This window comes from Serratia sp. CY84636 (assembly GCF_052166245.1).
GTDB classification, from domain to species: Bacteria; Pseudomonadota; Gammaproteobacteria; order Enterobacterales; family Enterobacteriaceae; genus Serratia; species Serratia nevei.
On record NZ_JBJNOX010000002.1, the window covers coordinates 1,176,809 to 1,201,171 of the forward strand.

A 24,363-nucleotide genomic window follows, 5' to 3' on the forward strand; every position below is an offset into this window, starting at 1 on the left:
TTACGGGCAGCGGGCATAAAAAAACCCGCCGGCGGCGGGTTTCTTGGCGGCTCAGTCGTTAAATAGCAACGACGTTGGCTGCGGCTGGGCCACGTTGGCTGTCCTGGATGGAGAACTCAACCTGCTGGCCTTCAGCCAGGGTCTTGAAACCATCGCTAACGATAGCGGAAAAATGAACGAAAACGTCTTTAGAGCCGTCGGCAGGCGTGATGAAGCCGAAACCTTTGCTTTCGTTGAACCATTTAACGTGACCAGTGATCTTGCTCATTTGTGTTTCCTTTACTTGATAAACCTGCCTTGACGGCACGAGACGCGAAAACCTTGCTATATGTAGGCCTTCTTTCGCCGTCGCTTATTAACGCACAATCGCCCATGCAGGGCAAATATTTCTGCTTGTTATAAAAACAGTCAGTTAGCAACAAACTTGGCGCGGCGGCTGCGCACGCAATCGTTTTCGTATATACTGCCCGCCGATCATCAATCCGCTTACTTTCACCGATCCAGGTACGAAACTATGTTAACGATTGGAACCGCCCTGCGCCCTTCCGCCACCCGCGTTATGTTGCTCGGCTCCGGGGAGCTGGGTAAAGAAGCCGCCATTGAATGCCAGCGCCTCGGTCTGGAAGTGATCGCCGTCGATCGCTATCCCGACGCCCCCGCCATGCATGTGGCGCACCGCAGCCACGTCATCAATATGCTGGACGGTGACGCGCTGAAAGCCGTTATCGAACAAGAGCGGCCGGACTATATCGTTCCCGAAATCGAAGCGATCGCCACCGCCATGCTGGTCGAACTTGAACGCCAGGGCCACCGCGTAGTGCCCTGCGCCGAAGCCACCCGCCTGACGATGAACCGTGAAGGCATCCGCCGCCTGGCGGCGGAAGAGCTTGGCCTGCCCACCTCCAGCTATCGCTTTGCCGACAGCGAGGCGACTTTCCGGCAGGCGGTCGAACACATCGGCTATCCGTGCATCGTCAAACCGGTGATGAGCTCTTCCGGCAAGGGGCAAAGCCTGATCCGCACGCCTGAACAACTGCAAAGCGCCTGGGATTACGCCCAACAGGGCGGCCGCGCCGGCGGCGGCCGGGTGATCGTCGAAGGGCTGGTAAGATTCGATTTTGAAATTACGTTGCTGACCATCAGCGCCGTGGACGGCGTGCACTTCTGCGAGCCGATCGGCCATCGTCAGGAGGATGGGGACTATCGCGAATCCTGGCAGCCGCAACTGATGCCGGCGACGGCGCTGAGCCGGGCCCAGGCTATCGCGGAGAAAGTGGTGAAAGCCTTGGGCGGTTTCGGGCTGTTCGGCGTGGAGCTGTTCGTCTGTGGCGACGAAGTGATCTTCAGCGAGGTGTCACCGCGCCCGCACGATACCGGCATGGTCACGTTGATTTCACAGGATCTGTCCGAGTTCGCCCTGCACGTTCGCGCTTTTCTCGGGTTGCCGATCGGCGCCATCCGCCAGTTCGGCCCTTCCGCTTCGGCAGTGATCCTGCCGCAGCTCACCAGCAGCGATGTGCGTTTCAGCGGATTGGAAAATGCGCTGCGCGGGCACAACCAGCTGCGCCTGTTCGGCAAACCGGAGATCGCCGGGCAACGTCGTCTGGGCGTAGCGCTGGCAACGGCGAGCACGACGGAACAGGCGGTGGAGCTGGCGAAACAAGCCGCCGCCGCCGTGGCGGTCAACGGCTGAAACTGACGGGGCCGCTTGCGCGGCCCCGATAACATCAATAGTCTTCGTCTTCTTCAGCATCGTCATCCCGCGACGCCTCCGGTGCGGCATCATGCTGCTCGTCTTCATCATCGTCATCGAACAGTACCGCAACCTGAGCGCCCTGATGCTTCTCACGAATTTCCTGCGCAACGCGAGCAATGGCTTCACCGCTGCTCATGCCCTGCTCCATCAGTTGATGGATGCGATCCGCCGCTTCCTGCTGCTCCGCGTGACTCAGTAATGGCATACCTGCATGCATGTGTCGTTCTCTCCGGCAAAAGGGAGAAGGAGTATACGCGCTAACGCGACGGATCCCAACGTCTTGTGCCTCAGGCCACTTGCGAGCAGCCGTTATCGCTGCGCCACTGCTTCAGGCGATGCCGCCACAGCATGACATGCCACCCCTGCTTCACGCCGCGCGCGTTGGCGAACATTGCTCTGTCGATGCCGCGCTGATAAAACTCTTCGGTAATCTGATTCTGGGCGACCGGATCCGGCTCACGGCGAATGCTGTGGCAAATGCCCAACGCTTCACGGGTGATTTGCCAATGAAAAGCCGGACGAATGGCAATGCTGCTTGCATAGCGCAGATTGAGCCGCTCCAGCATTTCGACGATTTTCATATAGTGGCGTTGATAATCCACGTTTGCTTTGCCGGTGCGGCGACGATTGCTGATCGACTTGTCGTGTACCCGTTGACGGTACAGCGGCGTACTTAAATATTTGACCCGTTGGGCATTAAACATGACCTCGGTCGTCCAGGGAATATCCTGATGATGTAATCCCGGTTCAAAATAAAGCCGATGCCGGCGGATAAAATCGAGGCGATATATTGCCAACCATACAACGTGAATAAATTTTCTCGATTTCAATGCACGTTCGAACCACTGTACGCCGGTGATAACGTCGGTGGTCTGTAAACGTGCCTCGGGAAAAATAGGCTGTAATTCGTCTTCACTGGCGAAATAGCGCTCGCCATTGCATTGCATCACGTCTAATTGGTGGAGCTCCGCCTGCTCCAGCAGCGTGGAATACATGTTCGGCGCCAGCAGATCGTCGGCATCGGGAAACGCCACGTATTTTCCCCGGGCCACGGCGAGCCCGGCATTACGCGCGTTAGAAACGCCGGCGTTGGCCTGATCGATGACTCGAATATGCGGATGCGCCGCCGCGTAACGGTGCGCGGTCTCTCCTGAACCGTCGGTAGAACCATCGTTGACGATGATCACCTCCAGGCGTTGTTCGCGTTGGGCCAGCAACGAAGCCAGGAAAGGCTCTAATAATTCTCCCGCATTGTGCATCGGGACGATGACGCTCAGCATTAACGACATAGGCGGCTCTTCAATGATAATGTAACAAAATAATAATTTTATTTTTTTAAAAATATCAATCCATTCAGCGCCAGAGGGGATAAATAGGCCTAAGGCGCTCAGATTTCCGCAACAGGCTAAATAAGATTTATCTTGTTTTGTCTTTTCATGCTTTCAGCAAGAAAAACAGTGTCGAATCAGGCATCCATTTCACAGAGTGGCCCGCGCGACAAAACACAGGCAAAACTTTCCCGCATCACCCAGTTAATAACCATGGGTAATAATAAATTAATGAAATTAACGAATCGTTTTTATATTTCTCGGGTCTTGCGCCCTCGATAAAGCAGGCTTCCAGTTTATTTGACGTTAAATTTTTAACATACCGAAGTATAATGAATGGCGCAAAAAATGCCTTATTTCAGGTTTATTGAACTGCCGTTTATGTGAACTGTGCTGCATGTCTCGCATGGCAAAACATGCATGCCGTAGCCGTCTATGGCACACTAACGCCCAGACATTGCCGTCTTCACAGCCAGGTTTTTTGACGTTCATGAGCGTAACCGCCCCAAACATAAAGTCTTTGCCCTATAGCCGCAGTGCCCTGATGACGCTTTTCGCCCCGCTTTCAGCACAGCCCTGGGCGATGTTGCTGCATTCGGGCTTTGCCGATCACTCGCATAACCGCTTCGATATTCTGGTCGCACAGCCGCGCGTTACGCTCACCACCCAGGGTGCCAGCACGAAAATCGAAAGTGACGGCGTCACTACTCACTCGAAGGAAGATCCGTTCTCCCTGCTGCAGCAGCAGTTGGCAGAGCAAGGTTGGCAGCCGGCCTTTAACCCGGATCTGCCGTTTCAGGGCGGAGCCTTGGGGCTGTTCGGCTACGATCTCGGGCGCCGGGTAGAAACCCTGCCGCAGTTGGCCGAAACTGACCTTACTTTGCCGGACATGGCGGTGGGCATTTATGACTGGGCATTGATCGCCGATCACCGGCTGCAAACCCTGACGCTGCTCAGCTATGGCGATGTGGAGCAGCGCTGGCGCTGGCTCACTCGCCAAACCGCGCCGGCGGAGCGCCCTTTCACGCTGCGTAGCGGCTGGCATGCCAATATGACGCGGCGGCAATACGGCGAGAAGTTCCAACGTGTTCAGCACTACCTGCGCAGCGGCGACTGTTACCAGATTAACCTGGCACAGCGATTCTCCGCCGACTACCAGGGGGACGAATGGCAGGCGTTTTGCCGACTGAGCGCCTGCAACCGGGCGCCGTTCTCAGCCTTCCTGCGGCTGCCGCACAACAGCGTGCTGAGCGTCTCTCCCGAGCGCTTCCTCTGGCTGGAGCAGCAGCGTATCCAAACCCGCCCGATCAAGGGCACGCTGCCGCGGCTGGCGGACGCAGAACAAGACGCCGCACAGGCTCGCCGTTTGGCCGATTCGCCCAAGGACCGCGCTGAAAATCTGATGATCGTCGATCTGCTGCGCAACGATATCGGCCGCGTCGCCCAGCCCGGCAGCGTACGGGTGCCGGAACTGTTCGTCGTGGAGCCGTTCCCGGCGGTACATCACCTGGTGAGCACCATTACCGCCACCCTGCCGGAGCAGACCTCGGCCACCGAGCTGCTGCGCGCCTGCTTCCCCGGCGGTTCGATCACCGGCGCGCCCAAGGTGCGAGCGATGGAAATCATCGAAGAGCTGGAGCCGCAGCGTCGCAACGCCTATTGCGGCAGCATCGGTTACCTGAGCGCCTGCGGCACCATGGACACCAACATCACCATCCGCACGCTCGTCACCGAAAACGGCCGCATCCACTGCTCCGCCGGCGGCGGCATCGTGGCAGACAGCCAGGAACAGGCGGAATACCAGGAAACCTTCGACAAGGTTGGTCGTATTCTGCCGCAGCTTGGGGAGTACTCCCTGTCGTGATCCCATCGAATTCACCGGCCTCACTGCACGCCTTTATCAGCCGTTTTCAACTGCAGTTGCCGCAGGCGGCGCAGATCTCGCACAATGTGCGCCCGGCGGCGGTGCTGATCCCGATCGTTTGCCGCGCCGAGCCCACCTTGCTGTTGACCCGCCGTGCCGATTCGCTGCGTAAACATGCCGGCCAGGTGGCCTTCCCCGGCGGGAAAACCGATGCCGAAGACGGGTCGGCGATCGTCACGGCGCTGCGGGAAGCGCAGGAAGAAGTGGCGATACCGCCGCACGCGGTAACCGTCCTCGGCCAAATGGCGCCGCTCGACAGCAGCACCGGATTTCAGGTCACGCCCATCGTCGGCCTCATCCCGCCGGACGTGCAGTTCCACGCCAACGAGGGCGAAGTGGCGGACGTGTTCGAGATGCCCCTGCGGGAAGCGCTGACCCTGTCGCGTTACTACCCGCTGGATATCCATCGCGCCGGCCACACGCACCGCATTTACCTCTCCTGGTATCACAGCCAGTTTATCTGGGGGCTGACCGCCGCCATTATTCGCCGCCTGGCGCAGCAGGTCAGTATTTGACCCGCATTGCGTGATCTGACTCGCAATCTGGCATGGCCGTCGACGTCCGCTGCAGGTAAAGCGATCGAAATCACTTCATTTGATCGCTTTTTCAACTACCGTTCCGATTGAATGGTTTTAAAAAAACTGCAAACCCTCTCTTAAACCTTACGAAATACCTGTAAAATACCACCGTCCGAGATAAACCACTGTAGAAACAGGGATTAAGCCGGCGGCGTTCAGCACGGAAAGCTGGCGCGATTACCGCTAATGGAGCTTAGGCGAAAGCGGATACCCCGCTTAAGGGTTCGCCCCGGGTAATCAGCAAAAAAAGCGACACCACGGATTATTTAATTTCATGCGAAAAAGGCAGCCGAACCCGCACGGCCCTTTTACAATATCGCTGTTCCCTGCGCGGTTTTTAACCGCCGCAGCCATAACAATACGTCTCTTTAAGGAGTTTTAGCGTGATTAGCGTTTTCGACATGTTTAAGATCGGCATCGGCCCGTCCAGCTCTCATACGGTTGGACCGATGAAAGCCGGCAAACAGTTTGTCGACGATCTGGTAAATAAAGGCCTGATGCCTTCTATCACGCGTGTTGTCGTAGACGTTTACGGCTCACTCTCATTGACCGGTAAAGGTCACCATACCGATATCGCCATCATTCTCGGCCTGGCCGGCAATATGCCGGACACCGTCGATATCGATAGCATTCCGGGTTTTATTCGCGATGTAGAACAACGTCAACGCCTGATGCTGGCCAACGGCCTGCATGAAGTCGATTTCCCGCGCGACGGCGGCATGGTCTTCCGCAGCGACAACCTGCCGCTGCATGAGAACGGCATGCAGATCCACGCCTTCGCCGGCGAGAAAGAAGTGTACAGCAAGACCTACTACTCCATCGGCGGCGGCTTCATCGTCGACGAGGAGAACTTCGGCAAGGCCGGCGAGCAAGAGCTGAAAATGCCTTATCCGTTCAACTCCGCGCGCGAAATGCTCGACCACTGCCGCGAGACCGGCCTGTCGCTGTCCGGCATGGTGATGCAGAACGAGCTGGCGCTGCACAGCAAGCAAGAGATCGACACCTACTTCGGTAACGTCTGGCAAACCATGCGTGCCTGTATCGATCGCGGTCTGAACACCGAAGGCGTGCTGCCGGGGCCGCTGCGCGTGCCGCGCCGTGCCTCCGCGCTGCGCCGCATGCTGGTGGCGTCGGACAAACTGTCCAACGATCCGATGAACGTAATCGACTGGGTCAACATGTTCGCGCTGGCGGTGAACGAAGAAAACGCCGCCGGCGGCCGCGTGGTCACCGCGCCGACCAACGGCGCCTGCGGCATCGTGCCTGCGGTGCTGGCTTACTACGATCACTTCATCGAATCCGTCAGCCCGGATATCTATATCCGCTACTTTATGGCGGCAGGCGCCATCGGCGCGCTGTACAAGATGAACGCTTCCATTTCCGGCGCCGAAGTTGGCTGCCAGGGTGAAGTCGGCGTGGCCTGCTCCATGGCGGCGGCCGGTCTGGCCGAGCTGCTGGGCGGCAGCCCTGAACAGGTGTGCGTGGCGGCGGAGATCGGCATGGAACACAACCTGGGTCTGACCTGCGACCCGGTCGCCGGCCAGGTACAGGTGCCGTGCATCGAGCGCAACGCCATCGCTTCGGTCAAGGCGATCAACGCCGCCCGCATGGCCCTGCGCCGCACCAGCGAGCCACGCGTTTCGCTGGATAAGGTGATCGAGACCATGTACGAAACCGGCAAAGACATGAACGCCAAGTACCGCGAAACGTCACGCGGCGGCCTGGCGATCAAGGTGCAATGCGACTGACAGACAACCCCGCCGCCCGGCGGGGTTTTTTATGGGTAATCAATTCATTGACCGCTTTTAGTGACAATGTCACCAGAAAATATCCTGCATTTTTCTCATCGATCGGGCGGTTAGCCTGCAAATTGGCCTTCTGTTTTACCATACTGAAATAATTTACTGAGTTACCATCAATCTTGTATAACCTCAGGCTAGAATTAGCCGAGCGCAACTTAAGGATCTATGGCCTGACTGTGACTCGGAGCTGGATTACCGAACAAGGATTTACCGGATGTTGATGACCCACCTCGCCGCGTCCCGATATCGTTACTACCGTTGGCTGCTGGCCGGAGCGGTGGGCGTGGCTATTCTGTTGGTATCGCTGTATACCCGTTACTATCAAGAGGTCAAAAGCATCGAGCAGAGCCAGCAGACGTTGGCTAACCGCACCGTCGGCAAGATCAACCAATTGCTGACGCCAGCACAGATGCAAGCGGAACGCAGTATGGACATGCTGGACCAACCCTGCGAAAACGTTTCATCGACCCTGCGCTTTCGCGCCGCGCAAAATCAGGCGCTACGCGCGATGTTGCTGGTGAAAAACGGTGTTATTTACTGCTCCAGCCTGTTTGGCGCCCGTCATTATCAGCTGGCCGCGGTGATGCCCACCTTCGTCGACAGCAACGCCAGGCTGGCGCTGCGCCCCTCTCTGGCGGTCAGCAAAGGCCTGCCCACGCTGGTGATGTGGACGCCATCCCCCCGTGATAAAACCAGCGGCGTGCTGCACGTATTCAATATCGAGCTGCTGTCCAACTTTTTACTCGAACCGCAAGAGCCTTACGTTCAGCGAGTGGTCCTGAACGTGGACGACAGCAGCCTGGAATATGGCCGCCGCGAAATCCTGAGCCGCGACACCCTGACCAACGACCTGCGCTACACCGCCGGCTCCGCGCTGTACCCGTTCTCAATTTCACTGTTCGGCCCACAGATCGGCATGCTGGCGCTGTCCGCATTGCCGCGTCATATCCCGCTGGCGCTGTTGATCAGCCTGCTGGCGGCCTATGTGGTCTATCTGCTCACCGCCAACCGCATGAGCCTGTCTTACCACATCGGCCATGCCATCACTCATCGGGAGTTCCGCGTCTACTGTCAGCCTATCATCCACAGCGACACCGGGCGCTGCGCCGGCGTCGAGATGCTGCTGCGTTGGAAAAAGAAGCGACAAGGATGGATCTCGCCTGACGTGTTTATTCCGCTGGCCGAGCAGCATGAGCTCATCATTCCGCTCACTCGCTATCTGATGAACACCGTGACGGAAAATCTGCAGCTGTTCCCGCCACGACCGTCCTTCTACATCAGCATCAACGTCGCTGCCGAGCACTTTAAAACGCTCAACATCATCGACGATATCCGCCAGATCTGGCTGCCGGCGCACCCGATGCCCTCATTGATGCTGGAGCTGACCGAACGCACCGCACTGTCGGCGATCCAGTATGACCAGATCCGCACGCTGAAAGACATGGGGATCATGCTGGCCATCGACGATTTCGGCACCGGCCACAGCTCGCTGAGCTACCTGAAAAACCTCAGCCCGGACGTCTTGAAGATCGATCGCGGGTTTACCGCCGCCATCGGCACCGACGCGGTCAACGCCACGGTGACCGACACCATCATTACGCTGGCGCAGCGCCTGAAGCTGAAACTGGTGGCAGAGGGGGTGGAAACGGAGGAACAGGCCGACTATCTGCGCTCACGCGAGGTCAATGCCCTGCAGGGGTATTATTTCGCCAAGCCGATGCCGATTCATGTTTTCCCGCTGTGGCTGCAGCAGTACGAATCGCGCGTCAAGAAAGCGGAAGAGGAACCGCCGGAGGCCTGAACCCCCGGCGGGAGGGTTACGCGTGCGCCGGGTCGTCCAGGGCGACGCGGGTAACGCGCACCAGTTCGATACGGTATTCGGACACCTCAACGATATCGAAACGCAGGTGGTTCAGCTCGATGGTATCTCCCGCCACCGGCATCTGCCCGTAGTGGGCCAACAGCAGCCCCGCCAGGGTGGCGTAGTCGGCGGTGGGGCTGACCAGGTCATCGCAGGCCAGCGCCTGTTCCAGCGAGTGCAGATCGGTTCCGCCCTTCACCAGCCAGCCGTCGCCTTCCGCCACGATGTCCGGCGTTTCGTCCTCGTCCGGGAATTCACCGGCAATCGCTTCCAGCACGTCCAGCGGCGTCACCAGCCCCTGCACGACGCCGAACTCATTGGTGACCACCACCAGACGCCCTTTGGCGCGACGCAGCACCGCCAGCAGCTTGATGACGTCCATGGTTTCCGGCACCACGATCGGCGGCGTGCGGGCGGCGAACTCGGCGATGTCTTCACCCTGCTCCAGCGCCACCAGCAGATCCTTGGCGCGTACCACGCCGACAATCTCATCCACCGAATCACGACACACCGGGAACAGGCTGTGCGGCGTATCCAGCAGCTGTGCGCGTACCTCCTCGCGGGAACGCTCGCAGTCGACCCAGGAAATGTCGGTACGCGGCGTCATCACGCTGCGCAATGAACGCGAGGCCAGCGTCAACACGCCGCTGATCATATAGCGCTCTTCCGCCGCAAAGGTTTCATCCCTCGGCAAGGCGACCGCATCGTCCGTCTGCTGTGTACGCTGCTGCCCCATCAGGCGCATGATCGCTTCCGCGGTGCGCTCGCGCATCGGGCGACGCGCTTGATGCTTGATGAAGTTGCGGCGCGCGATCTGGTTGAACAATTCAATCAGGATCGAGAAGCCGATAGCGGCATACAGATAGCCTTTAGGAATGTGCAAACCGAAGCCTTCGGCGATCAGGCTAAGGCCAATCATCAACAGGAAACTCAGGCACAGCACCACGATGGTCGGGTGCGCGTTGACGAAGTTGGTCAACGGCTTCGACGCCAGCAGCATCACCGCCATCGCGATCACCACCGCCGCCATCATCACCGGCAGATCGTTCACCATACCCACGGCGGTAATCACCGCATCGAGCGAAAACACTGCGTCAAGGATCACGATCTGCACCACCACCGCCCAGAACTTGGCGTAACCGCGGTTGGCGCCGTCCTGGTGCGTCTGCCCTTCCAGCCGTTCGTGCAGCTCCATGGTCGCCTTGAACAGCAGGAACACCCCGCCGAACAGCAGGATCAAATCGCGGCCGGAGAAGCTGAAATCGCCGACGCTGAACAGCGGCGTAGTCAGGGTTACCATCCAGGAGATCACCGACAGCAGGCCCAAACGCATCAGCAACGCCAGCGACAGGCCAATGATGCGCGCCTTATCGCGCTGCTTCGGCGGCAGCTTGTCGGCCAAAATGGCGATGAACACCAGGTTGTCGATGCCCAGCACGATTTCCAGCACCACCAGCGTAAGCAACCCCGCCCAAATAGAGGGGTCCATTAAAAATTCCATATCAGACTCCAGAGAAAAGTGGGAATGCGCGCACGCCGCTCAGACGTGACGATGCCGCCGCTGCATGGGCGCAGTCGACAATAGCAAAGTGACGGGATGGGGTTACCGGGAGATGGCCGAAGGGCCGAACAGCATATGCAACGCCAGCAGGTGGCGGGTGAAACCTGGTAAAACAGTAACTTCGGTGACAGTCCATAGGGAGGGCTGAGGCCCTTCACTCCTTAGTGATGAAAGAGGAAATTACTGTATCAGGATTTTTCTGGGGGACAAAGCGGCTTTTTCAACGGCGGTTTAGCATGGCGCCGCGCCGTATCATCTGCGACAGCTAAGATTTCTCCGAGCATTCAATAACGGAGCAGCGTCACAAAAAATATTTTTTCACTCACTAAAATAAATGTCGCGTTCGTGAAGCATCACGCACAGGCATTTGAAACTGCGTGAGAAATGTTAGGCGTGCGTTTCTTTTTTTCTACCATAATGTATCTGAACCGCGGAAGTGACTGCCAAGACGGCGCGGAGAAACGACACAAACCGCGCCTGGAGTTCAACGAGGAGGTAGCGAGTGGCAATAGCTATTATCATCGGCACACACGGGGCTGCAGCGGAACAACTGCTGAAAACGGCGGAGATGCTATTGGGCGAGCAGGACAACGTCGCCTTTATAGACTTCGTTCCCGGTGAGAATGCCGAAACGTTAATCGTCAAGTACAACGAAAAAATCAGTGGGTTGGATACCAGCGGCGGCGTGCTGTTCCTGGTGGATACCTGGGGCGGCAGCCCGTTCAACGCCGCCAGCCGCATTGCGGTCGACAAAGAAAACTATGAGGTCGTCACCGGGGTCAACATTCCGATGCTGGTGGAAACCTTCATGGCGCGGGACGACAACCCCGCCTTCGATGAACTGGTGGCGCTGGCGTTGGAAACCGGCCGCGAAGGCGTGAAAGCGCTGAAAAAACCGCAGGAAGAACCCGCAAAACCCGCAGCACCCATCGCCAAAGCCGCTGCCCCTCAGGCGCCGCTGGGGCCGAACGACCACATGAAAATCGGCCTGGCGCGTATCGATGACCGTTTGATTCACGGCCAGGTCGCCACCCGCTGGACCAAAGAAACCAACGTCAGCCGCATTATCGTCGTCAGCGATGAAGTCGCCGCCGACCATGTGCGCAAAACCCTGCTGACCCAGGTCGCCCCGCCGGGCGTCACCGCTCACGTGGTGGACGTGGCGAAGGCGATCCGCGTTTGGAACAACCCGAAGTACGCCAACGACCGCGTAATGCTGCTGTTTACCAACCCGACCGACGTCTTGCGTCTGGTGGAGGGCGGCGTGGATATTCAATCCGTCAATATCGGCGGCATGGCGTTCCGCCAGGGGAAAACCCAGGTGAACAACGCCGTTTCCGTCGATGAAAAAGATATCGAAGCGTTTAAGAAACTGAACGATCGCGGTATCGAGCTGGAGGTGCGTAAGGTCTCGTCCGACAGCCGGCTAAAAATGATGGACCTGATTAACAAACTCAATTAGTGGCGCCAGCCGCTGATTATTTTACTCAGAGCTTTTTGGTCATAGGAGAAGTGCAATGGAGATCACCACTCTTCAGATTGTGCTGATATTTATCGTTGCCTGTATCGCCGGGATGGGTTCCGTCCTCGACGAGTTTCAGTTCCACCGTCCGCTGGTCGCCTGTACCCTGATCGGCTTCATTCTCGGCGATATGAAAACCGGCATCATTATCGGCGGTACGCTGGAAATGATTGCCCTGGGCTGGATGAACATCGGTGCGGCAGTCGCGCCGGATGCCGCCCTGGCGTCCATCATCTCGACCATTCTGGTCATCGCCGGCGGGCAAAGCGTCGGCGCCGGTATCGCCCTGGCCATTCCGCTGGCGGCGGCCGGCCAGGTGTTGACCATCATCGTACGTACCCTCACCGTGGCCTTCCAGCACGCGGCGGACAGCGCGGCGGAGCGCGGCAGCCTGCGGGCCATCACCTGGATCCACATCGGCGCCCTGCTGCTGCAGGCGATGCGTATCGCCATTCCGGCAGTCATCGTCGCCATCTCGGTTGGCACCGCCGGGGTACACGCCCTGCTCAACTCGATCCCGGAAGTGGTCACCAGCGGCCTGAACATCGCCGGCGGCATGATCGTGGTGGTCGGTTACGCGATGGTGATTAACATGATGCGCGCCGGCTACCTGATGCCGTTCTTCTACCTTGGTTTCGTGACCGCCGCCTTCACCAACTTCAACCTGGTGGCGCTCGGCGTCATCGGCGTGGTGATGGCCGTGCTGTATATCCAGCTCAGCCCGAAATACAACAAGTCCCAGGTTGTCCAGGCCGGCCCGGCTAATGCGAACGATCTCGATAACGAACTCGACTAGGAATAGGTGAGAGAAATGGTTGATACAACTGCTCAAAAGAAACTCACGCCGGCCGATATTCGCGGCGTATTCCTGCGCTCCAACCTGTTCCAGGGGTCGTGGAACTTCGAGCGCATGCAGGCGCTGGGTTTTTGCTTCTCGATGGTACCGGTGATCCGTCGCCTGTATCCGGAAAACAATGACGATCGCAAACAGGCGATCAAGCGCCACCTCGAGTTCTTCAACACCCACCCTTACGTGGCGGCGCCGGTGCTCGGTGTGACCATGGCGATGGAAGAGCAACGCGCCAACGGCGCGCCGATCGACGACGGTGCGATCAACGGCATCAAGGTCGGTCTGATGGGGCCATTGGCGGGCGTCGGTGACCCGATTTTCTGGGGCACCGTGCGGCCGGTGTTCGCCGCGCTCGGCGCCGGTATCGCCATGAGTGGCAGCCTGCTCGGGCCGATCCTGTTCTTCGTGCTGTTCAACCTGGTGCGCCTGCTGACCCGCTACTACGGCGTGGCCTACGGTTACCGTAAAGGGGTGGATATCGTCAACGACATGGGCGGCGGCTTCCTGCAAAAACTGACGGAAGGGGCGTCCATTCTCGGCCTGTTTGTTATGGGCGCCTTGGTCAACAAGTGGACGCACGTGAATATCCCGCTGGTGGTGTCCAAGATCACCGACCAGACCGGGCATACCAACGTCACCACGGTGCAGACCATCCTCGACCAGCTGATGCCGGGCCTGGTACCGCTGCTGCTGACCTTCGCCTGTATGTGGCTGCTGCGCAAAAAAGTCAATGCGCTGTGGATCATCATCGGCTTCTTCGTCATCGGTATCTTTGGCTATTGGATTGGCCTGCTGGGCCTGTAATCGTTCGAATCGGCCGGGGGGCAACCCCCGGCTTTTTTATGTGTGGAGCAAGAGATGTCACTGACCGACGCCGTACTGATGCTGTTTATCGCCCTGCTGTTGCTGTACTCGCTGTATGACGAATTCGGCATGGACCTGCTGAAAGGTAAAACACGGCTTAAAGTGGCGCTCAAACGCCGTCATCGCCTCGATAGCCTGATTTTCGTCGGCCTGATCGCCATTCTGATTTACCGCAACGTCACCACCAACGGTGCGGTATTAACCACCTATTTGCTTATTTCTTTGGCGCTGCTCGCGATCTATATCTCTTATATTCGCGCCCCCAAGATGGTGTTTAAAGCACAGGGTTTTTTCTTCGCGAACGTGTTTGTCGAATATAACCGCATTAAAGCCATGAATTTATCGGAGGATGGCATTCTGGCCGTCGACCTGGAACAGCGCCGGCTGTTGGTTCAGGTGACGCACCTGGATGACCTGGAGAAGATTTACCACTTTTTCATTGATAATCAATAGATAAAGAAAAACTCATTTTACTTTAGCTCAAACCTTGCGCTGCTTGTGGGTAATTAATCGGCAGCGCCATTTTCACTCTGACTATTATTTCCGCAACATTGTTACCCACGTCTACATTATATTCCCGCGTGAACTTAGATTAATGAAAACGAGTCTCAATTAAGAGCGAACATGACTCTAGAATAAAGTTGTCGATGGCGGAAATAATATGGTATGGTTGCGCCGTCATTGGGGAGTAGCCGGTTTCTGGAGAATAAAACGCCAGAAACGCCCGTATCAACATACTCGTTTCGCCGTATGAAACGTGGTGCGGGCAGCCAGGTAAGGTTGGCGAGACCATAGACACGTAACTCCGTCGTTTGGTTGGGGGTGGGTTACGTGTATATGGAGCCACCCGGCCGAGGCTATTTCACATGAACCTTTCAGCAACACTCATTCTCGCTTTTGGCATGTCCATGGATGCTTTCGCCGCGTCGATCGGCAAAGGTGCCAGCCTGCATCAACCCCGTTTCCGCGAAGCGATCCGCACCGGCCTGATCTTCGGCGTGGTCGAAGCGATCACCCCGCTCATCGGTTGGGCCATCGGTCTGTTCGCCAGCCAATACATCATGGAATGGGACCACTGGGTCGCCTTCTCTCTGCTGTTCATTCTCGGCATGCGCATGATCGTCGAAGGGGTGCGCAACAGGCCCGATGAGGAAGAGAAGGTCAAACGCCACGGCTTCTGGATCTTGGTGGCCACCGCTATCGCCACCAGCCTCGACGCGATGGCTATCGGCGTCGGCCTGGCCTTCCTGCAGGTGAATATCGTGCATACCGCCATGGCCATCGGCTGCGCCACCATGATCATGGCGACGCTGGGCATGATGATTGGCCGCTTTATCGGCCCGCTGCTGGGCAAACGCGCCGAGATCCTCGGCGGCGTGGTGCTGATCGGTATCGGCGTCAACATTCTGCTGGAGCACCTCGGCTACCTGGCCTGAGGCGCTCACTCTGCAAAAAAACCTGCCGCGGCAGGTTTTTTTGTTTCTGGGCTCAGTGCGCCTGTTAAGCGCGGCGTCGGTACAGCGCCAGCGCGAAATCCGTTTCGCACACGAACTCGCCGCCATGCGCCAGTCGCTGCTGCACCTCCGGCGTAGCACGCCAGGCGAACGGTGTCATCTGCAGCAGGTTGGCGGCCTGCGCGCCCGGCAGGGTCATCGTATAGGCCAACGCCTCTTTACGCTCGCACTCGAAACCATCGAACTGTTCGTCCTGCTCGGCATGCAGCTGCACCTGCTGGTAGACCTGCTCTTTCAGCTGGTACAGATGACGCGGGCCCGGCGAAACCGTCACCACCACACCGCCCGGCTTCACCACCCGCGCCAGCTCCTCTGCCTTGCAAGGCGCATAAATGCGCAAGACCGCATCCAGCGCCGCGTCGGCGAACGGCAGACGGTGGCTGGAGGCGACGCAGAACGAGACCGCAGGATAACGTTTGGCGGCGTAGCGGATCGCTACCTTGGCGACGTCCAGCCCATAGACCGCCATATTGCGCGCCTGCGCCAGCCGTGCGGCCACGGCGGCGGTGTAATACCCTTCCCCACAGCCTATGTCCAACAACGCGCCTGCATCGGCCGCCAGCGCCAAATCCAGCCACTCGGCCACCTGCTGCTGCAGCGGTTGATAATAACCGCCGTCGAGAAACGCGCGCCGTGCCTGCATCATTTCCGCGCTGTCTCCCGGCTGCTTCGATCGTTTGTGCTGCACCGGCAGCAGATTGACGTAGCCTTCTTTGGCTTGATCGAACTGATGATTGCCGTCGCAACGCCAGTGTTGCGATGAAAAATGCAGCGGTTGATGACACAGAGGGCATTGATAAGACATGAAATGGGCTTCCAGAAAGACAGGGCGCGGCTAGTCTAAAGAAGGCGTCGGCTCGATGCAAGGCGCATCCCCGCTCGCTTTCGCCGCCAACAACGCCTGGTCAAGCGGGGAAAAAGCTGGCTACACTGAGAGTCTGTTTTCTCACGCAGGTGAAAATAACTTATGAGCGATCGTTCCGCGCTGCTCGATGCGGTGCCCCACATTCAGCACGGCTTCGGCAGCAAACTCGCGCTGCTGCCCGGGCATCTGCTGCCCTACAGCGCCACGCTACCGGAAAAGAAGCAGGTGCACGGCATCCGTATCGTCGACGTGCTGCAACCGGCGCAGGCGTGCGGCGAGGCCGATGGTTTCTATACCCGCCAGCCCGGCATTCTGCTCAGCGTACTGACGGCGGACTGTCTGCCGGTGCTGTTCAGCCGCCGCGACGGGGGCGCCATCGCCGCGGTTCATGCCGGCTGGCGCGGGCTACTGGACGGCATTCTGGAACAGATGGCAGCGCGCATTCGCCAGGACGGCGACACCGCCGATTGGGTGGCCTCTATCGGCCCTGCCGCCGGCCCGTGCTGCTACGAAGTCGATGAAGCGCTGGTGGAAAATTTTAAACAGCGCCTGCCGCTGCCCGCCACGCTGATCAGCCCACATTACCGGCATCTGGATCTGGCCGCGATTGCCGAATACAAGCTGGCGGCGCTCGGCTTCGCCGCCGTTGACCGCGCAGGCAGCTGCACCATCTGCACGCCGGACGTCGACCCACAGCGGCCACAGCGCTTCAAATACACCAGCTATCGCCGCAACAGCCACCGGCGCGCGCAGGATCCGACGCATCCGGGGATCAAAGGCCGCAACCAGTACGCCGGCATCATCATCGCCGCCGGATGACGGAAACGAAAAAGCCCGCTCGAAGGCGGGCTTTTTGTACAGCTGACGCTGATTAGATAGCAGTAACGTTTACTGCAGATGGGCCTTTCTGGCCATCTTGGATTTCGAACTCAACGTTCTGGCCTTCAGCCAGGGTTTTGAAGCCGTTACCCTGGATTGCAGAGAAGTGTACGAACACGTCTTTGCTGCCGTCAGCCGGGGTGATGAAACCGAAACCTTTAGACTCGTTGAACCACTTAACTTGACCTTTGATCTTTGCCATCTTGAGTATTTCCTTTGGATTGTTTAAACCGCCCGAGGGCGTTACATAGACAAACTAGAGTCGTTACTGCTTGAGGCACTAAGATAAGGATCGGCAGAGAAGCGGTATTCAACGCTAACGTCTTTACTCAGAACTTCTTTACTGAAAATGCCACACATATACAGAACTGTACCTCGTTTTACCCAGATGCGTTATCACATACTCTGTATGCGATGGCAAGCCATTTTTAATCACTGAACGACATGTCGCACATATTTGAAACGGTCGAGAGCCACATTTGCTTAAATAGGCCAAAAGATGTTGAAGCATCGGCTATTTTCTGCTTGCCAAACTGGCTGCGCCAGACCCCGCATTCTGATAGCGTTTTAACAAAACTTTCATCGTTTTGACGCATCTCCTTCTCGACGTTTTCGCTTTTTCGTCGCTTATAGCGTTAAAAAATTTGAATCTTTATGGAATGTCATATGCAACATTTGAATATCGATGAACGGGGGCCAATTTATTCAATGCTCCTCCGCCCCTTTACCGTCGGAAAGCGCATTCACCATCGGCCTTCATCCCTGTCACCGCACGGCATGCACCAGAGCGTGACGAGAGCCGGTAATCGCGCTGACACGCCGACCAACGGCTGCATAAGCATGCAACGTCCTGACGCCTCCCCCGCTGGCCGGTGGCTTCATCCTAAATAATCCGAAAACCCTAAATCTGAATAACCGGAATAACCTTATGAATAGCGAAAGTGCGGCATTGAATTAAATCCGGAAAATCGGGTGGTTATTTGGATCCCACCCCGCACTTATCAATTTTGCTAATTACTGCCACGCTTTCAAACCGTTGATCTTATTCTTTCCTCTGTACCACCGGGTGGATAGACAACGCCTGCTGCGAGTCCTGCAACGCGATGCGCTCGCCAATCTTCAGCGGATGGAATTGATGCTGTTCCAGCCCCGCCTCGCTCAGCGCCAGGTTCAGTTGCTGCGGCGGTTCGTCCAGCGATTCATCCGCCAGTTCGAATACCCCCCAATGGATGGGAATGGCTCGCGGCTGATTCAGCTCGCGATACAGCGCCACCGACTGCTGCGGATCCATATGCTGCTCCTGCATGAACCAGCGCGGCGCATAGGCGCCAATGGGCAGTGCCGCCACGTCGAACGGGCCCAGCCGTTGACCGATTTCCGCCAACCGCGCCGAATAGCCGCTGTCGCCGGAAAAATAGAACCGCAGCGCCGGATGATGGATCACCCAACCGCACCACAGCGAGCGATTGCGATCCCACAACGTGCGCATGCTCCAGTGCCGCGCCGGCGTGGCGTAAACCGTCAGCTCACCTAACGACAGGCTCTGCCACCAGTCCAGCTCATGCACCTTCAGCCGATAACGGCGGAACCAACGCTTCAAGCCGAGCGGCACGATAAACTCGGCCTGTGGGAAGCGCCGCGCCAGCTGCCGCACCGTGCGCCTGTCGAGATGGTCATAATGATTATGGGAGATCAGCACGGCATCCACCGCCGGCAATTGCTCCACCGTCAGCGGCGCCGGCGTTCTGCGCTTCGGCCCGTAGAAGCTCAGCGGCGAGGCGCGTTCGGACAACACCGGGTCGATCAGGATATAGCGGCCACCCAGCCGCAATAGCATGGATGCATGCCCCAGCCACCAGATGCTGTCATCGCTGCCGCTGAGATCGGCGGGTTGCCACCAGCGTTCGGTAAATTGCGCGTAGCCCTGCTGCGGCGGCCTGGGCAGCCCCTGCCGCTTGCGCTCATCCTGCCAACGCTGCAGGTCGCCCTCTTGGCGCTGAGAGGGTTCCGGGTTGCGAAATCCCTCCGGCGTGTGATGCGCCTTGGCCGCATCGTAGTAACGATTGATTCTCTTCATCCAGCCCCTTCTCCTGACCGCTGCGCCCCCTGCATGGGCGTGACTTTCAGTGTAACAAACCCGACGAGACTCGCACTTCGTCAGCCGTGCGCTGCATTGCGGGACCTTTTGCCGTATGCTGTTGTCTCACTCCGGTGAGACAGCCAGGGCCGCCAAGAGCCCGTTAAGACTCTCTTAAGATCTTTGTGATTGACTTGTAGGGCATACAGAAAAGGAGAAGTTATGAGTCGTTCTACATCCCGCAAATCAGGCATCGGCCTGGGGCGCCGTATTCGCAGCGCGCTGCTGGCGCAGAAGCAATACTGGAAAATGTATTTCGCCATGAAGCTGCGCCGTCTGCGCGTACCGGCGCCACTGGTTCTGCTGGGCGGTTCGCTGCTCGGGTTTTTCATGCTGACCCTGCTGATGCTCAGCGTGGTCGCCATCGACGTGATCAGCACCCTGCTGCTGCTGTGCCGGAAACTGCTGGGGCGGGGTCACGGTGAGGGGCGCGCCTTTATGCCGCGCGGCTGACGTAGAAAAGAAGCGGAGGCGCAGACTACGCCTCCGCCGCATACCGATTAGCGCTTGGCGCCTTTACGGCGCGTCAGCATAAACCCGCACCACAGCACCGCAATCCACACCGGCATCAGCAACACCGAAATGCGGATCCCTTCGCTGAAATACATAATCACCAGAATCAGGCCGAGAAACGCCAGGCACAGGTAGTTGCCGAACGGATACCACAGCGCCTTAAAGCTGGGGATGACGCCCTGGCGATTCTTGGCGGCGCGGAATTTCAGGTGCGCCAGGCAAATCATCACCCAGTTGATCACCAACGTTGACACCACCAGCGCCATCAGCAGCTCAAACGCCTTGCCGGGCATCAGGTAGTTGATCAGCACGCCAATCGAGGTAATCAACGCCGACAGCGCGATGGACAATACCGGCACGCCGCGTTTATTCACACGCGTCAGCGCCTGCGGCGCATTGCCCTGGCTGGCCAGCCCGAACAGCATGCGGCTGTTGGCGTAAACGCCGCTGTTGTAGACCGACAGCGCGGCGGTCAACACCACCACGTTGAGCACGGTCGCCACCAGATTGCTGTTCAGCGCATGGAAGATCAGTACGAACGGGCTGCCGCCCTCCACCACTTGCCCCCACGGATAGAGCGACAGCAGCACGGTCAGCGAGCCGATATAGAAGATCAGAATGCGGTACACCACCTGATTGGTGGCTTTGGGAATGCTGCGGCGCGGATCGGCGGCTTCCGCCGCGGTGATGCCGACCATTTCCAGCCCGCCGAACGAGAACATGATGACCGCCATCGCCATCACCAGCCCGGAGAAGCCATGCGGCATAAAGCCGCCCTGCTGCCACAGGTTGGTGATGCTGGCCTGCGGGCCGCCGTTCCCGCTGACCAACAGCCAGGCGCCGAACACGATCATGCCGACAATCGCCACCACTTTGATGATGGCGAACCAGAACTCGGTTTCGCCGTACAGACGCACGTTCACCAGATTAATCAGGTTGATCAGCACGAAAAACAGCGCGGCGGAGGCCCAGGTGGGGATTTCCGGCCACCAGTACTGAATGTAGATGCCGACGGCGGTCAATTCCGCCATGCCGACCAGAATGAACATTGCCCAGTAGTTCCAGCCGGAAAGGAAACCGGCGAAGTCGCCCCAATATTTATAGGCAAAGTGGCTGAAAGATCCGGCGACCGGCTCCTCCACCACCATTTCGCCCAGCTGGCGCATGATTAAAAACGCGATAAAACCGCCGATGGCGTAGCCCAACAGCACGGCGGGGCCGGCCATTTTAATGGTTTGCGCAATGCCGAGAAATAAACCGGTACCGATGGCGCCCCCGAGGGCAATAAGCTGTATGTGTCTGTTTTTTAAACCGCGTTTTAGCGGAGTGTCCTGATGCTGACCGCCCATCTTATCCTCATATGGCGTACACCCTTGCCGTTATCGGCCAAGATTTCACCAATCAATAAATGTATCTGCGGGCGGCTTTTTAACACTTAACCCCGTGAGCATCAAGGAGAAGCGCCCCGAGACGGCGGGCCGGAGCGCGATTTTTTTACCGTGAGAAAGCGGATAAGGGCGGCGTTTAGCCGGGCATTCCGCACAGTTTGGTCAGGTTGCGCGCGCCGATCATCAGCGTGGCGACATAAGATTGGCTACGCGTGACCACTTCCACCGCCACGCGATCGTTTTGATATTTTATCAGGTAGGTCGAGGGCCAGCCCTGACGGCGCTGGCCGAAGCTTTCGGCATGACGATCGATCGCCGCATGGGCAATCACCAGATGAGACAAGTTTTTATCACCTTTGATAATGCGCTTCATAAACAGCCTCCGCCAACGACAGCTCTGTTATTAGAAAAAGGAGAAACTCTTACCAATCACCGGTATTGTTCGAATCAGTTAGCCTGCCGGCTCATCAGGAAGCAGATCATCGCCGCGCGCAGCGGGCTGACGCTGTCCGCCTGCCATTCACCGCCCTGGGTGCTCATGCGCGCCTGCCATTGCGGGCTGTCGCTTTGGTTATCGGGGTTCAGACTGATTTTGTTGGCGCAAATGATCGGCCAGGCATCGGAGGGATTCTTGCAGTAATCTTTACCTTTCACACCACCGTAGGGATACCACTTGTCCGGGTTCTCCCCGGTCAGCAGCGCGATGCTGCGGTTCACTTCGGCATCGCTTTCTTCGTACCATTTAATCATCGGCTTTATCCATCTTTCGTAAGGTTCGCGCTACATTACGATGTCTGTACGACAGTTTTATGACAGCGCCGCCGGTTTTCACATTATCTCTACTAATGCTTTGCCCCCTTTATCTTTCCTTAGCGCCTGCGTACACTTTTCCCTCTGTTCAGCGCCCAGGAAATGCATGCATGTTGACCGGCCTCAATCACCTGACGCTCGCCGTCAGCGATCTCGATCGCAGCTTCGAATTTTATCGTCATCTGTTGGGGTTTACCCCGCACGCCCGCTGGCAGGGCGGCGCTTATCTCTCGTTGGGGGCGTTGTGGCTGTGTCTGTCGCGGGATGAGGCCCGGGCGCAACAAAGCGCGCGCGATTACACCCATTACGCCTTCAGCGTAGCGCCGGAACACATTGAGCAGGTCAGCGAGCGGCTGCGCCAGAACGGCGTCAAAGAGTGGAAGAGCAATCGCAGCGAAGGCGAATCGCTCTATTTTCTCGATCCTGACGGGCACCAGTTGGAGATCCATGCCGGCGATCTGGCCAGCCGCCTGGCGGCATGCCGGGAAAAACCGTATCAGGGCATGGTGTTTTACTGAGGCGCCCCGGCGGCGCTGCCGCCGGCCGGAGCATCATGCTTAACGTTCGGGGATAAAACCTTTGAAATCCAGCGCTGGGCTGAGATCGTCGTCGTCAGCAGCATCGCCGCCATCAGCGCGTGCACGGTGCGCCAAGCGTTTCAACAGCGCCGTTTGTTGGCGTTGTTGCTCAGCAATCTCCTGCAGCAGACGAATCTGCTCGTTGGCGCGCACGCTGGCGCGGTTCACCAGAAACCAAACCCACAGCCCAACCAGCAACGCCACGGCGGCGAGGGCCAGCGACAACAGGCCGTTCTGGCCAAAACCTAAATCGTACATGGACAACCCTATCTACTGCGACATTCAGGCCGCCATCTTAACACTCGCGGCGGCCGTGCGAACATCCCTGCCAAAAATTGCTTACCAGGGCACGAAGCGCGTTACCGAGCAGATGCCCAGCGCAAAGTTTCCGCCATCGTCGCAATAACTGTCCAGCGCCAACAGGTAGAAAAACAGGCAGGCAGCGACGGCCGTCATTATCACGAGGATTTTTTTTCGCAACAAATTTAGCAGCCTCATTGTTATCTGGGTAATCTATCGCGCATGTTATCACAGCGAAGTTAAACGAAGTTTAACTTGTCGTTTAGATTTCTGGCTATCGCCCGGTTTTCAGACTGTTACCCTTGCCGTCATGCCGTTGCCGTGGCTAGATGGGCCCTCAGGGACAATGAGGAAGCACAATGAGCAGATTGATTAAGTGGGTACTGGTGTTGGCGGTCATTTACGGCGGCTTTTTGATCTCGGGTTACGGCGTGCTGATAGGCAGCAACAAAAACGTTGGCGGGTTGGGATTGCAGTGCAAATACCTGACGGCGCGCAACGTGGCGATCGCCCAGTACGTCAATGGCGACAACGGTTTCATCGGCGTAGCCGACTGCCCGCTGTTCAAGAAAATCGAAACGGTGGTGGATTAACCGCCACCGCCCGACGCCGCCGCCCTGCGGCGGCCCCGCCTCAGCTGCGGGTGAACTTCATCTCGATCAGCGCAATCGCCTTGTCAATCGCGCGGCGAGTCACCGGATCGGCGCCTGCAGGATGCGTGGAGAAATCGATGCTTTTAAGCTGACCCGCCATCTTGTCGCGCACTTCGGTAGGCGCAATCACGTCGATAACGTCCAGAATCTGTTTGATGACCAGTTGGCAAGCGACCAGATCGGAAGCCAGTTCCTGCTCGTTGCTCAGCATGTCAGACATAATAATTTTCCTCTTGATTCAAACGCCGCACAGAATAGCACGCCGCCTGCACCATTGCCCGCTCTCCCCGCCTTTTTCCCCCTTCTGCGCACCGCCGGGCAAAAGCCCGCGGCGGATTAGCCTATACTTGCAGCATGACGGTGGCAAAAACCACCCGTAAGCCACAACCAACAGGAGAAAGTTATGGCGAATCACAATGTGAAATCCTGGGCGACAGTGCGTGAAACTTCGGTGGAAATCGCCGAAGCTATTTTTGAACTGGCAGGGAACGACGAAGTGTTGGCACAGAAGATCTGGGAAGAAGGCAGCGACGAAGCGTTGGAGAAGGCCTTTGCCAAAACCACCGCCGATCAGCTTTATTGGGGAGAGGAAACCGTCGAGCGGAAAAACGTTTGAGCGGCTACGCAACAAAAAGCCCGGGTTTCTGACCCAGGCTTTCCCGATTGGCGATCGCCCCGCT

30 protein-coding genes and 1 riboswitch are annotated in these 24,363 nt (G+C 57.8%); of the genes, 15 read left to right on the forward strand and 15 right to left on the reverse strand.

What is annotated here, in order from left to right:
* Nucleotides 1-58 precede the first annotated feature (58 nt).
* The gene (gene cspE / locus ACJ8QI_RS10105; RefSeq protein WP_004927572.1) at nt 59-268 is read right to left on the reverse strand and encodes a transcription antiterminator/RNA stability regulator CspE; all 210 of its coding nucleotides are present in this window, start codon (nt 266-268) and stop codon (nt 59-61) included.
* 246 nt (nt 269-514) lie between these two features.
* Between cspE (ACJ8QI_RS10105) and purT the strand changes: the two genes are divergently transcribed.
* Complete coding sequence (gene purT, locus ACJ8QI_RS10110) at nt 515-1,693, forward strand: formate-dependent phosphoribosylglycinamide formyltransferase (protein WP_442532439.1); 1,179 nt, start codon at nt 515-517, stop codon at nt 1,691-1,693.
* A 34-nt stretch (nt 1,694-1,727) separates the two neighbouring features.
* Here the strand turns inward: purT and ACJ8QI_RS10115 are convergent, their stop codons facing one another.
* Both ACJ8QI_RS10115 and ACJ8QI_RS10120 read right to left on the reverse strand, forming a co-directional pair.
* Nucleotides 1,728-1,973 carry a YoaH family protein gene (locus ACJ8QI_RS10115; protein WP_049202444.1) on the reverse strand — a complete coding sequence of 82 codons (246 nt, stop codon included), beginning with the start codon at nt 1,971-1,973 and terminating at the stop codon, nt 1,728-1,730.
* A 70-nt stretch (nt 1,974-2,043) separates the two neighbouring features.
* Nucleotides 2,044-3,045 (reverse strand): glycosyltransferase, encoded by a 1,002-nt coding sequence (locus ACJ8QI_RS10120; protein WP_060439767.1) that lies wholly within the window; start codon nt 3,043-3,045, stop codon nt 2,044-2,046.
* A 529-nt stretch (nt 3,046-3,574) separates the two neighbouring features.
* Between ACJ8QI_RS10120 and pabB the strand changes: the two genes are divergently transcribed.
* The 4 genes from pabB to ACJ8QI_RS10140 all read left to right on the forward strand — a co-directional run bounded on the left by pabB (nt 3,575) and on the right by ACJ8QI_RS10140 (nt 9,189).
* The gene (gene pabB / locus ACJ8QI_RS10125; protein WP_442532440.1) at nt 3,575-4,948 is read left to right on the forward strand and encodes an aminodeoxychorismate synthase component 1; all 1,374 of its coding nucleotides are present in this window, start codon (nt 3,575-3,577) and stop codon (nt 4,946-4,948) included.
* The gene (locus ACJ8QI_RS10130; protein WP_060439766.1) at nt 4,945-5,523 is read left to right on the forward strand and encodes a CoA pyrophosphatase; all 579 of its coding nucleotides are present in this window, start codon (nt 4,945-4,947) and stop codon (nt 5,521-5,523) included. The genes pabB and ACJ8QI_RS10130 overlap by 4 nt, the downstream gene beginning before the upstream one ends.
* 446 nt (nt 5,524-5,969) lie before the next feature.
* Nucleotides 5,970-7,334 carry an L-serine ammonia-lyase gene (gene sdaA, locus ACJ8QI_RS10135; RefSeq protein ID WP_442532441.1) on the forward strand — a complete coding sequence of 455 codons (1,365 nt, stop codon included), beginning with the start codon at nt 5,970-5,972 and terminating at the stop codon, nt 7,332-7,334.
* Between the two features lie 268 nt (nt 7,335-7,602).
* Nucleotides 7,603-9,189 carry an EAL domain-containing protein gene (locus ACJ8QI_RS10140; protein WP_442532442.1) on the forward strand — a complete coding sequence of 529 codons (1,587 nt, stop codon included), beginning with the start codon at nt 7,603-7,605 and terminating at the stop codon, nt 9,187-9,189.
* A gap of 16 nt (nt 9,190-9,205) precedes the next feature.
* Here ACJ8QI_RS10140 and ACJ8QI_RS10145 read toward each other — a convergent pair whose 3' ends face one another.
* A complete protein-coding gene (locus ACJ8QI_RS10145) occupies nt 9,206-10,750 on the reverse strand; it encodes a TerC family protein (protein ID WP_049195011.1) in 1,545 nt (514 codons plus the stop codon).
* Between the two features lie 562 nt (nt 10,751-11,312).
* On the opposite strand from ACJ8QI_RS10145, the gene manX reads away from it, so the two are divergent.
* From manX to mntP, 5 genes are all read left to right on the forward strand, one after another.
* A complete protein-coding gene (manX, locus tag ACJ8QI_RS10150) occupies nt 11,313-12,272 on the forward strand; it encodes a PTS mannose transporter subunit IIAB (RefSeq protein WP_107226339.1) in 960 nt (319 codons plus the stop codon).
* A 55-nt stretch (nt 12,273-12,327) separates the two neighbouring features.
* Nucleotides 12,328-13,128: a PTS mannose/fructose/sorbose transporter subunit IIC gene (locus ACJ8QI_RS10155; protein WP_033634888.1), complete on the forward strand. Its 801-nt coding sequence runs from the start codon at nt 12,328-12,330 to the stop codon at nt 13,126-13,128.
* Between the two features lie 15 nt (nt 13,129-13,143).
* Entirely contained in the window at nt 13,144-13,986 is an 843-nt protein-coding gene (locus tag ACJ8QI_RS10160; protein WP_033634889.1) for a PTS mannose transporter subunit IID, read from the forward strand.
* A gap of 54 nt (nt 13,987-14,040) precedes the next feature.
* Nucleotides 14,041-14,499, forward strand: a complete 459-nt coding sequence (locus ACJ8QI_RS10165) for a DUF986 family protein (protein WP_100395669.1) — start codon at nt 14,041-14,043, stop codon at nt 14,497-14,499.
* A gap of 218 nt (nt 14,500-14,717) precedes the next feature.
* A riboswitch (yybP-ykoY riboswitch) is annotated at nt 14,718-14,901 on the forward strand.
* 11 nt (nt 14,902-14,912) lie between these two features.
* Nucleotides 14,913-15,482 (forward strand): manganese efflux pump MntP, encoded by a 570-nt coding sequence (mntP, locus tag ACJ8QI_RS10170; protein ID WP_004927615.1) that lies wholly within the window; start codon nt 14,913-14,915, stop codon nt 15,480-15,482.
* A gap of 64 nt (nt 15,483-15,546) precedes the next feature.
* Here mntP and rlmA read toward each other — a convergent pair whose 3' ends face one another.
* On the reverse strand, nt 15,547-16,365 hold the full coding sequence (gene rlmA / locus ACJ8QI_RS10175) for a 23S rRNA (guanine(745)-N(1))-methyltransferase (RefSeq protein WP_084827685.1): 819 nt from the start codon (nt 16,363-16,365) through the stop codon (nt 15,547-15,549).
* Between the two features lie 162 nt (nt 16,366-16,527).
* Here rlmA and ACJ8QI_RS10180 point away from each other — a divergent pair, with 162 nt between their 5' ends.
* On the forward strand, nt 16,528-17,244 hold the full coding sequence (locus tag ACJ8QI_RS10180; RefSeq protein ID WP_060439762.1) for a polyphenol oxidase family protein: 717 nt from the start codon (nt 16,528-16,530) through the stop codon (nt 17,242-17,244).
* Nucleotides 17,245-17,296: 52 nt separating this feature from the next.
* On the opposite strand, the gene cspE (ACJ8QI_RS10185) is transcribed toward ACJ8QI_RS10180, so the two are convergent.
* The 4 genes from cspE (ACJ8QI_RS10185) to ACJ8QI_RS10200 form a co-directional block, all read right to left on the reverse strand.
* Nucleotides 17,297-17,506 carry a transcription antiterminator/RNA stability regulator CspE gene (cspE, locus tag ACJ8QI_RS10185; RefSeq protein ID WP_002221949.1) on the reverse strand — a complete coding sequence of 70 codons (210 nt, stop codon included), beginning with the start codon at nt 17,504-17,506 and terminating at the stop codon, nt 17,297-17,299.
* A gap of 41 nt (nt 17,507-17,547) precedes the next feature.
* Nucleotides 17,548-17,664: a DUF2627 domain-containing protein gene (locus ACJ8QI_RS10190; protein ID WP_002211058.1), complete on the reverse strand. Its 117-nt coding sequence runs from the start codon at nt 17,662-17,664 to the stop codon at nt 17,548-17,550.
* A 68-nt stretch (nt 17,665-17,732) separates the two neighbouring features.
* The gene (locus ACJ8QI_RS10195) at nt 17,733-17,900 is read right to left on the reverse strand and encodes a hypothetical protein (RefSeq protein WP_154618193.1); all 168 of its coding nucleotides are present in this window, start codon (nt 17,898-17,900) and stop codon (nt 17,733-17,735) included.
* Nucleotides 17,901-18,346: 446 nt separating this feature from the next.
* Nucleotides 18,347-19,381, reverse strand: coding sequence for an MBL fold metallo-hydrolase (locus ACJ8QI_RS10200; RefSeq protein WP_197795093.1), 1,035 nt, complete (start codon nt 19,379-19,381; stop codon nt 18,347-18,349).
* A 222-nt stretch (nt 19,382-19,603) separates the two neighbouring features.
* Between ACJ8QI_RS10200 and ACJ8QI_RS10205 the strand changes: the two genes are divergently transcribed.
* Nucleotides 19,604-19,894: a hypothetical protein gene (locus ACJ8QI_RS10205; RefSeq protein WP_044031054.1), complete on the forward strand. Its 291-nt coding sequence runs from the start codon at nt 19,604-19,606 to the stop codon at nt 19,892-19,894.
* A 47-nt stretch (nt 19,895-19,941) separates the two neighbouring features.
* Here the strand turns inward: ACJ8QI_RS10205 and ACJ8QI_RS10210 are convergent, their stop codons facing one another.
* From ACJ8QI_RS10210 to ACJ8QI_RS10220, 3 genes are all read right to left on the reverse strand, one after another.
* On the reverse strand, nt 19,942-21,303 hold the full coding sequence (locus ACJ8QI_RS10210; RefSeq protein WP_038877059.1) for an amino acid permease: 1,362 nt from the start codon (nt 21,301-21,303) through the stop codon (nt 19,942-19,944).
* A gap of 175 nt (nt 21,304-21,478) precedes the next feature.
* Complete coding sequence (locus tag ACJ8QI_RS10215; protein ID WP_004927680.1) at nt 21,479-21,715, reverse strand: DUF4060 family protein; 237 nt, start codon at nt 21,713-21,715, stop codon at nt 21,479-21,481.
* A 74-nt stretch (nt 21,716-21,789) separates the two neighbouring features.
* On the reverse strand, nt 21,790-22,092 hold the full coding sequence (locus tag ACJ8QI_RS10220; RefSeq protein ID WP_038877055.1) for a phage protein NinX family protein: 303 nt from the start codon (nt 22,090-22,092) through the stop codon (nt 21,790-21,792).
* Between the two features lie 170 nt (nt 22,093-22,262).
* Here ACJ8QI_RS10220 and fos point away from each other — a divergent pair, with 170 nt between their 5' ends.
* A complete protein-coding gene (fos, locus tag ACJ8QI_RS10225) occupies nt 22,263-22,670 on the forward strand; it encodes a fosfomycin resistance glutathione transferase (RefSeq protein WP_038877053.1) in 408 nt (135 codons plus the stop codon).
* A gap of 39 nt (nt 22,671-22,709) precedes the next feature.
* On the opposite strand, the gene ACJ8QI_RS10230 is transcribed toward fos, so the two are convergent.
* The gene (locus ACJ8QI_RS10230; RefSeq protein WP_060423990.1) at nt 22,710-22,988 is read right to left on the reverse strand and encodes a YebO family protein; all 279 of its coding nucleotides are present in this window, start codon (nt 22,986-22,988) and stop codon (nt 22,710-22,712) included.
* An 81-nt stretch (nt 22,989-23,069) separates the two neighbouring features.
* The gene (locus tag ACJ8QI_RS10235; protein WP_004927688.1) at nt 23,070-23,228 is read right to left on the reverse strand and encodes a PhoP/PhoQ regulator MgrB; all 159 of its coding nucleotides are present in this window, start codon (nt 23,226-23,228) and stop codon (nt 23,070-23,072) included.
* 161 nt (nt 23,229-23,389) lie between these two features.
* Between ACJ8QI_RS10235 and ACJ8QI_RS10240 the strand changes: the two genes are divergently transcribed.
* Nucleotides 23,390-23,623 carry a YobH family protein gene (locus ACJ8QI_RS10240; protein WP_038877047.1) on the forward strand — a complete coding sequence of 78 codons (234 nt, stop codon included), beginning with the start codon at nt 23,390-23,392 and terminating at the stop codon, nt 23,621-23,623.
* A gap of 40 nt (nt 23,624-23,663) precedes the next feature.
* Here ACJ8QI_RS10240 and ACJ8QI_RS10245 read toward each other — a convergent pair whose 3' ends face one another.
* Nucleotides 23,664-23,903, reverse strand: coding sequence for a DUF2766 family protein (locus ACJ8QI_RS10245; RefSeq protein ID WP_025303170.1), 240 nt, complete (start codon nt 23,901-23,903; stop codon nt 23,664-23,666).
* A 183-nt stretch (nt 23,904-24,086) separates the two neighbouring features.
* On the opposite strand from ACJ8QI_RS10245, the gene ACJ8QI_RS10250 reads away from it, so the two are divergent.
* Nucleotides 24,087-24,299 (forward strand): YccJ family protein, encoded by a 213-nt coding sequence (locus ACJ8QI_RS10250; RefSeq protein ID WP_004927694.1) that lies wholly within the window; start codon nt 24,087-24,089, stop codon nt 24,297-24,299.
* Nucleotides 24,300-24,363 lie beyond the last annotated feature (64 nt).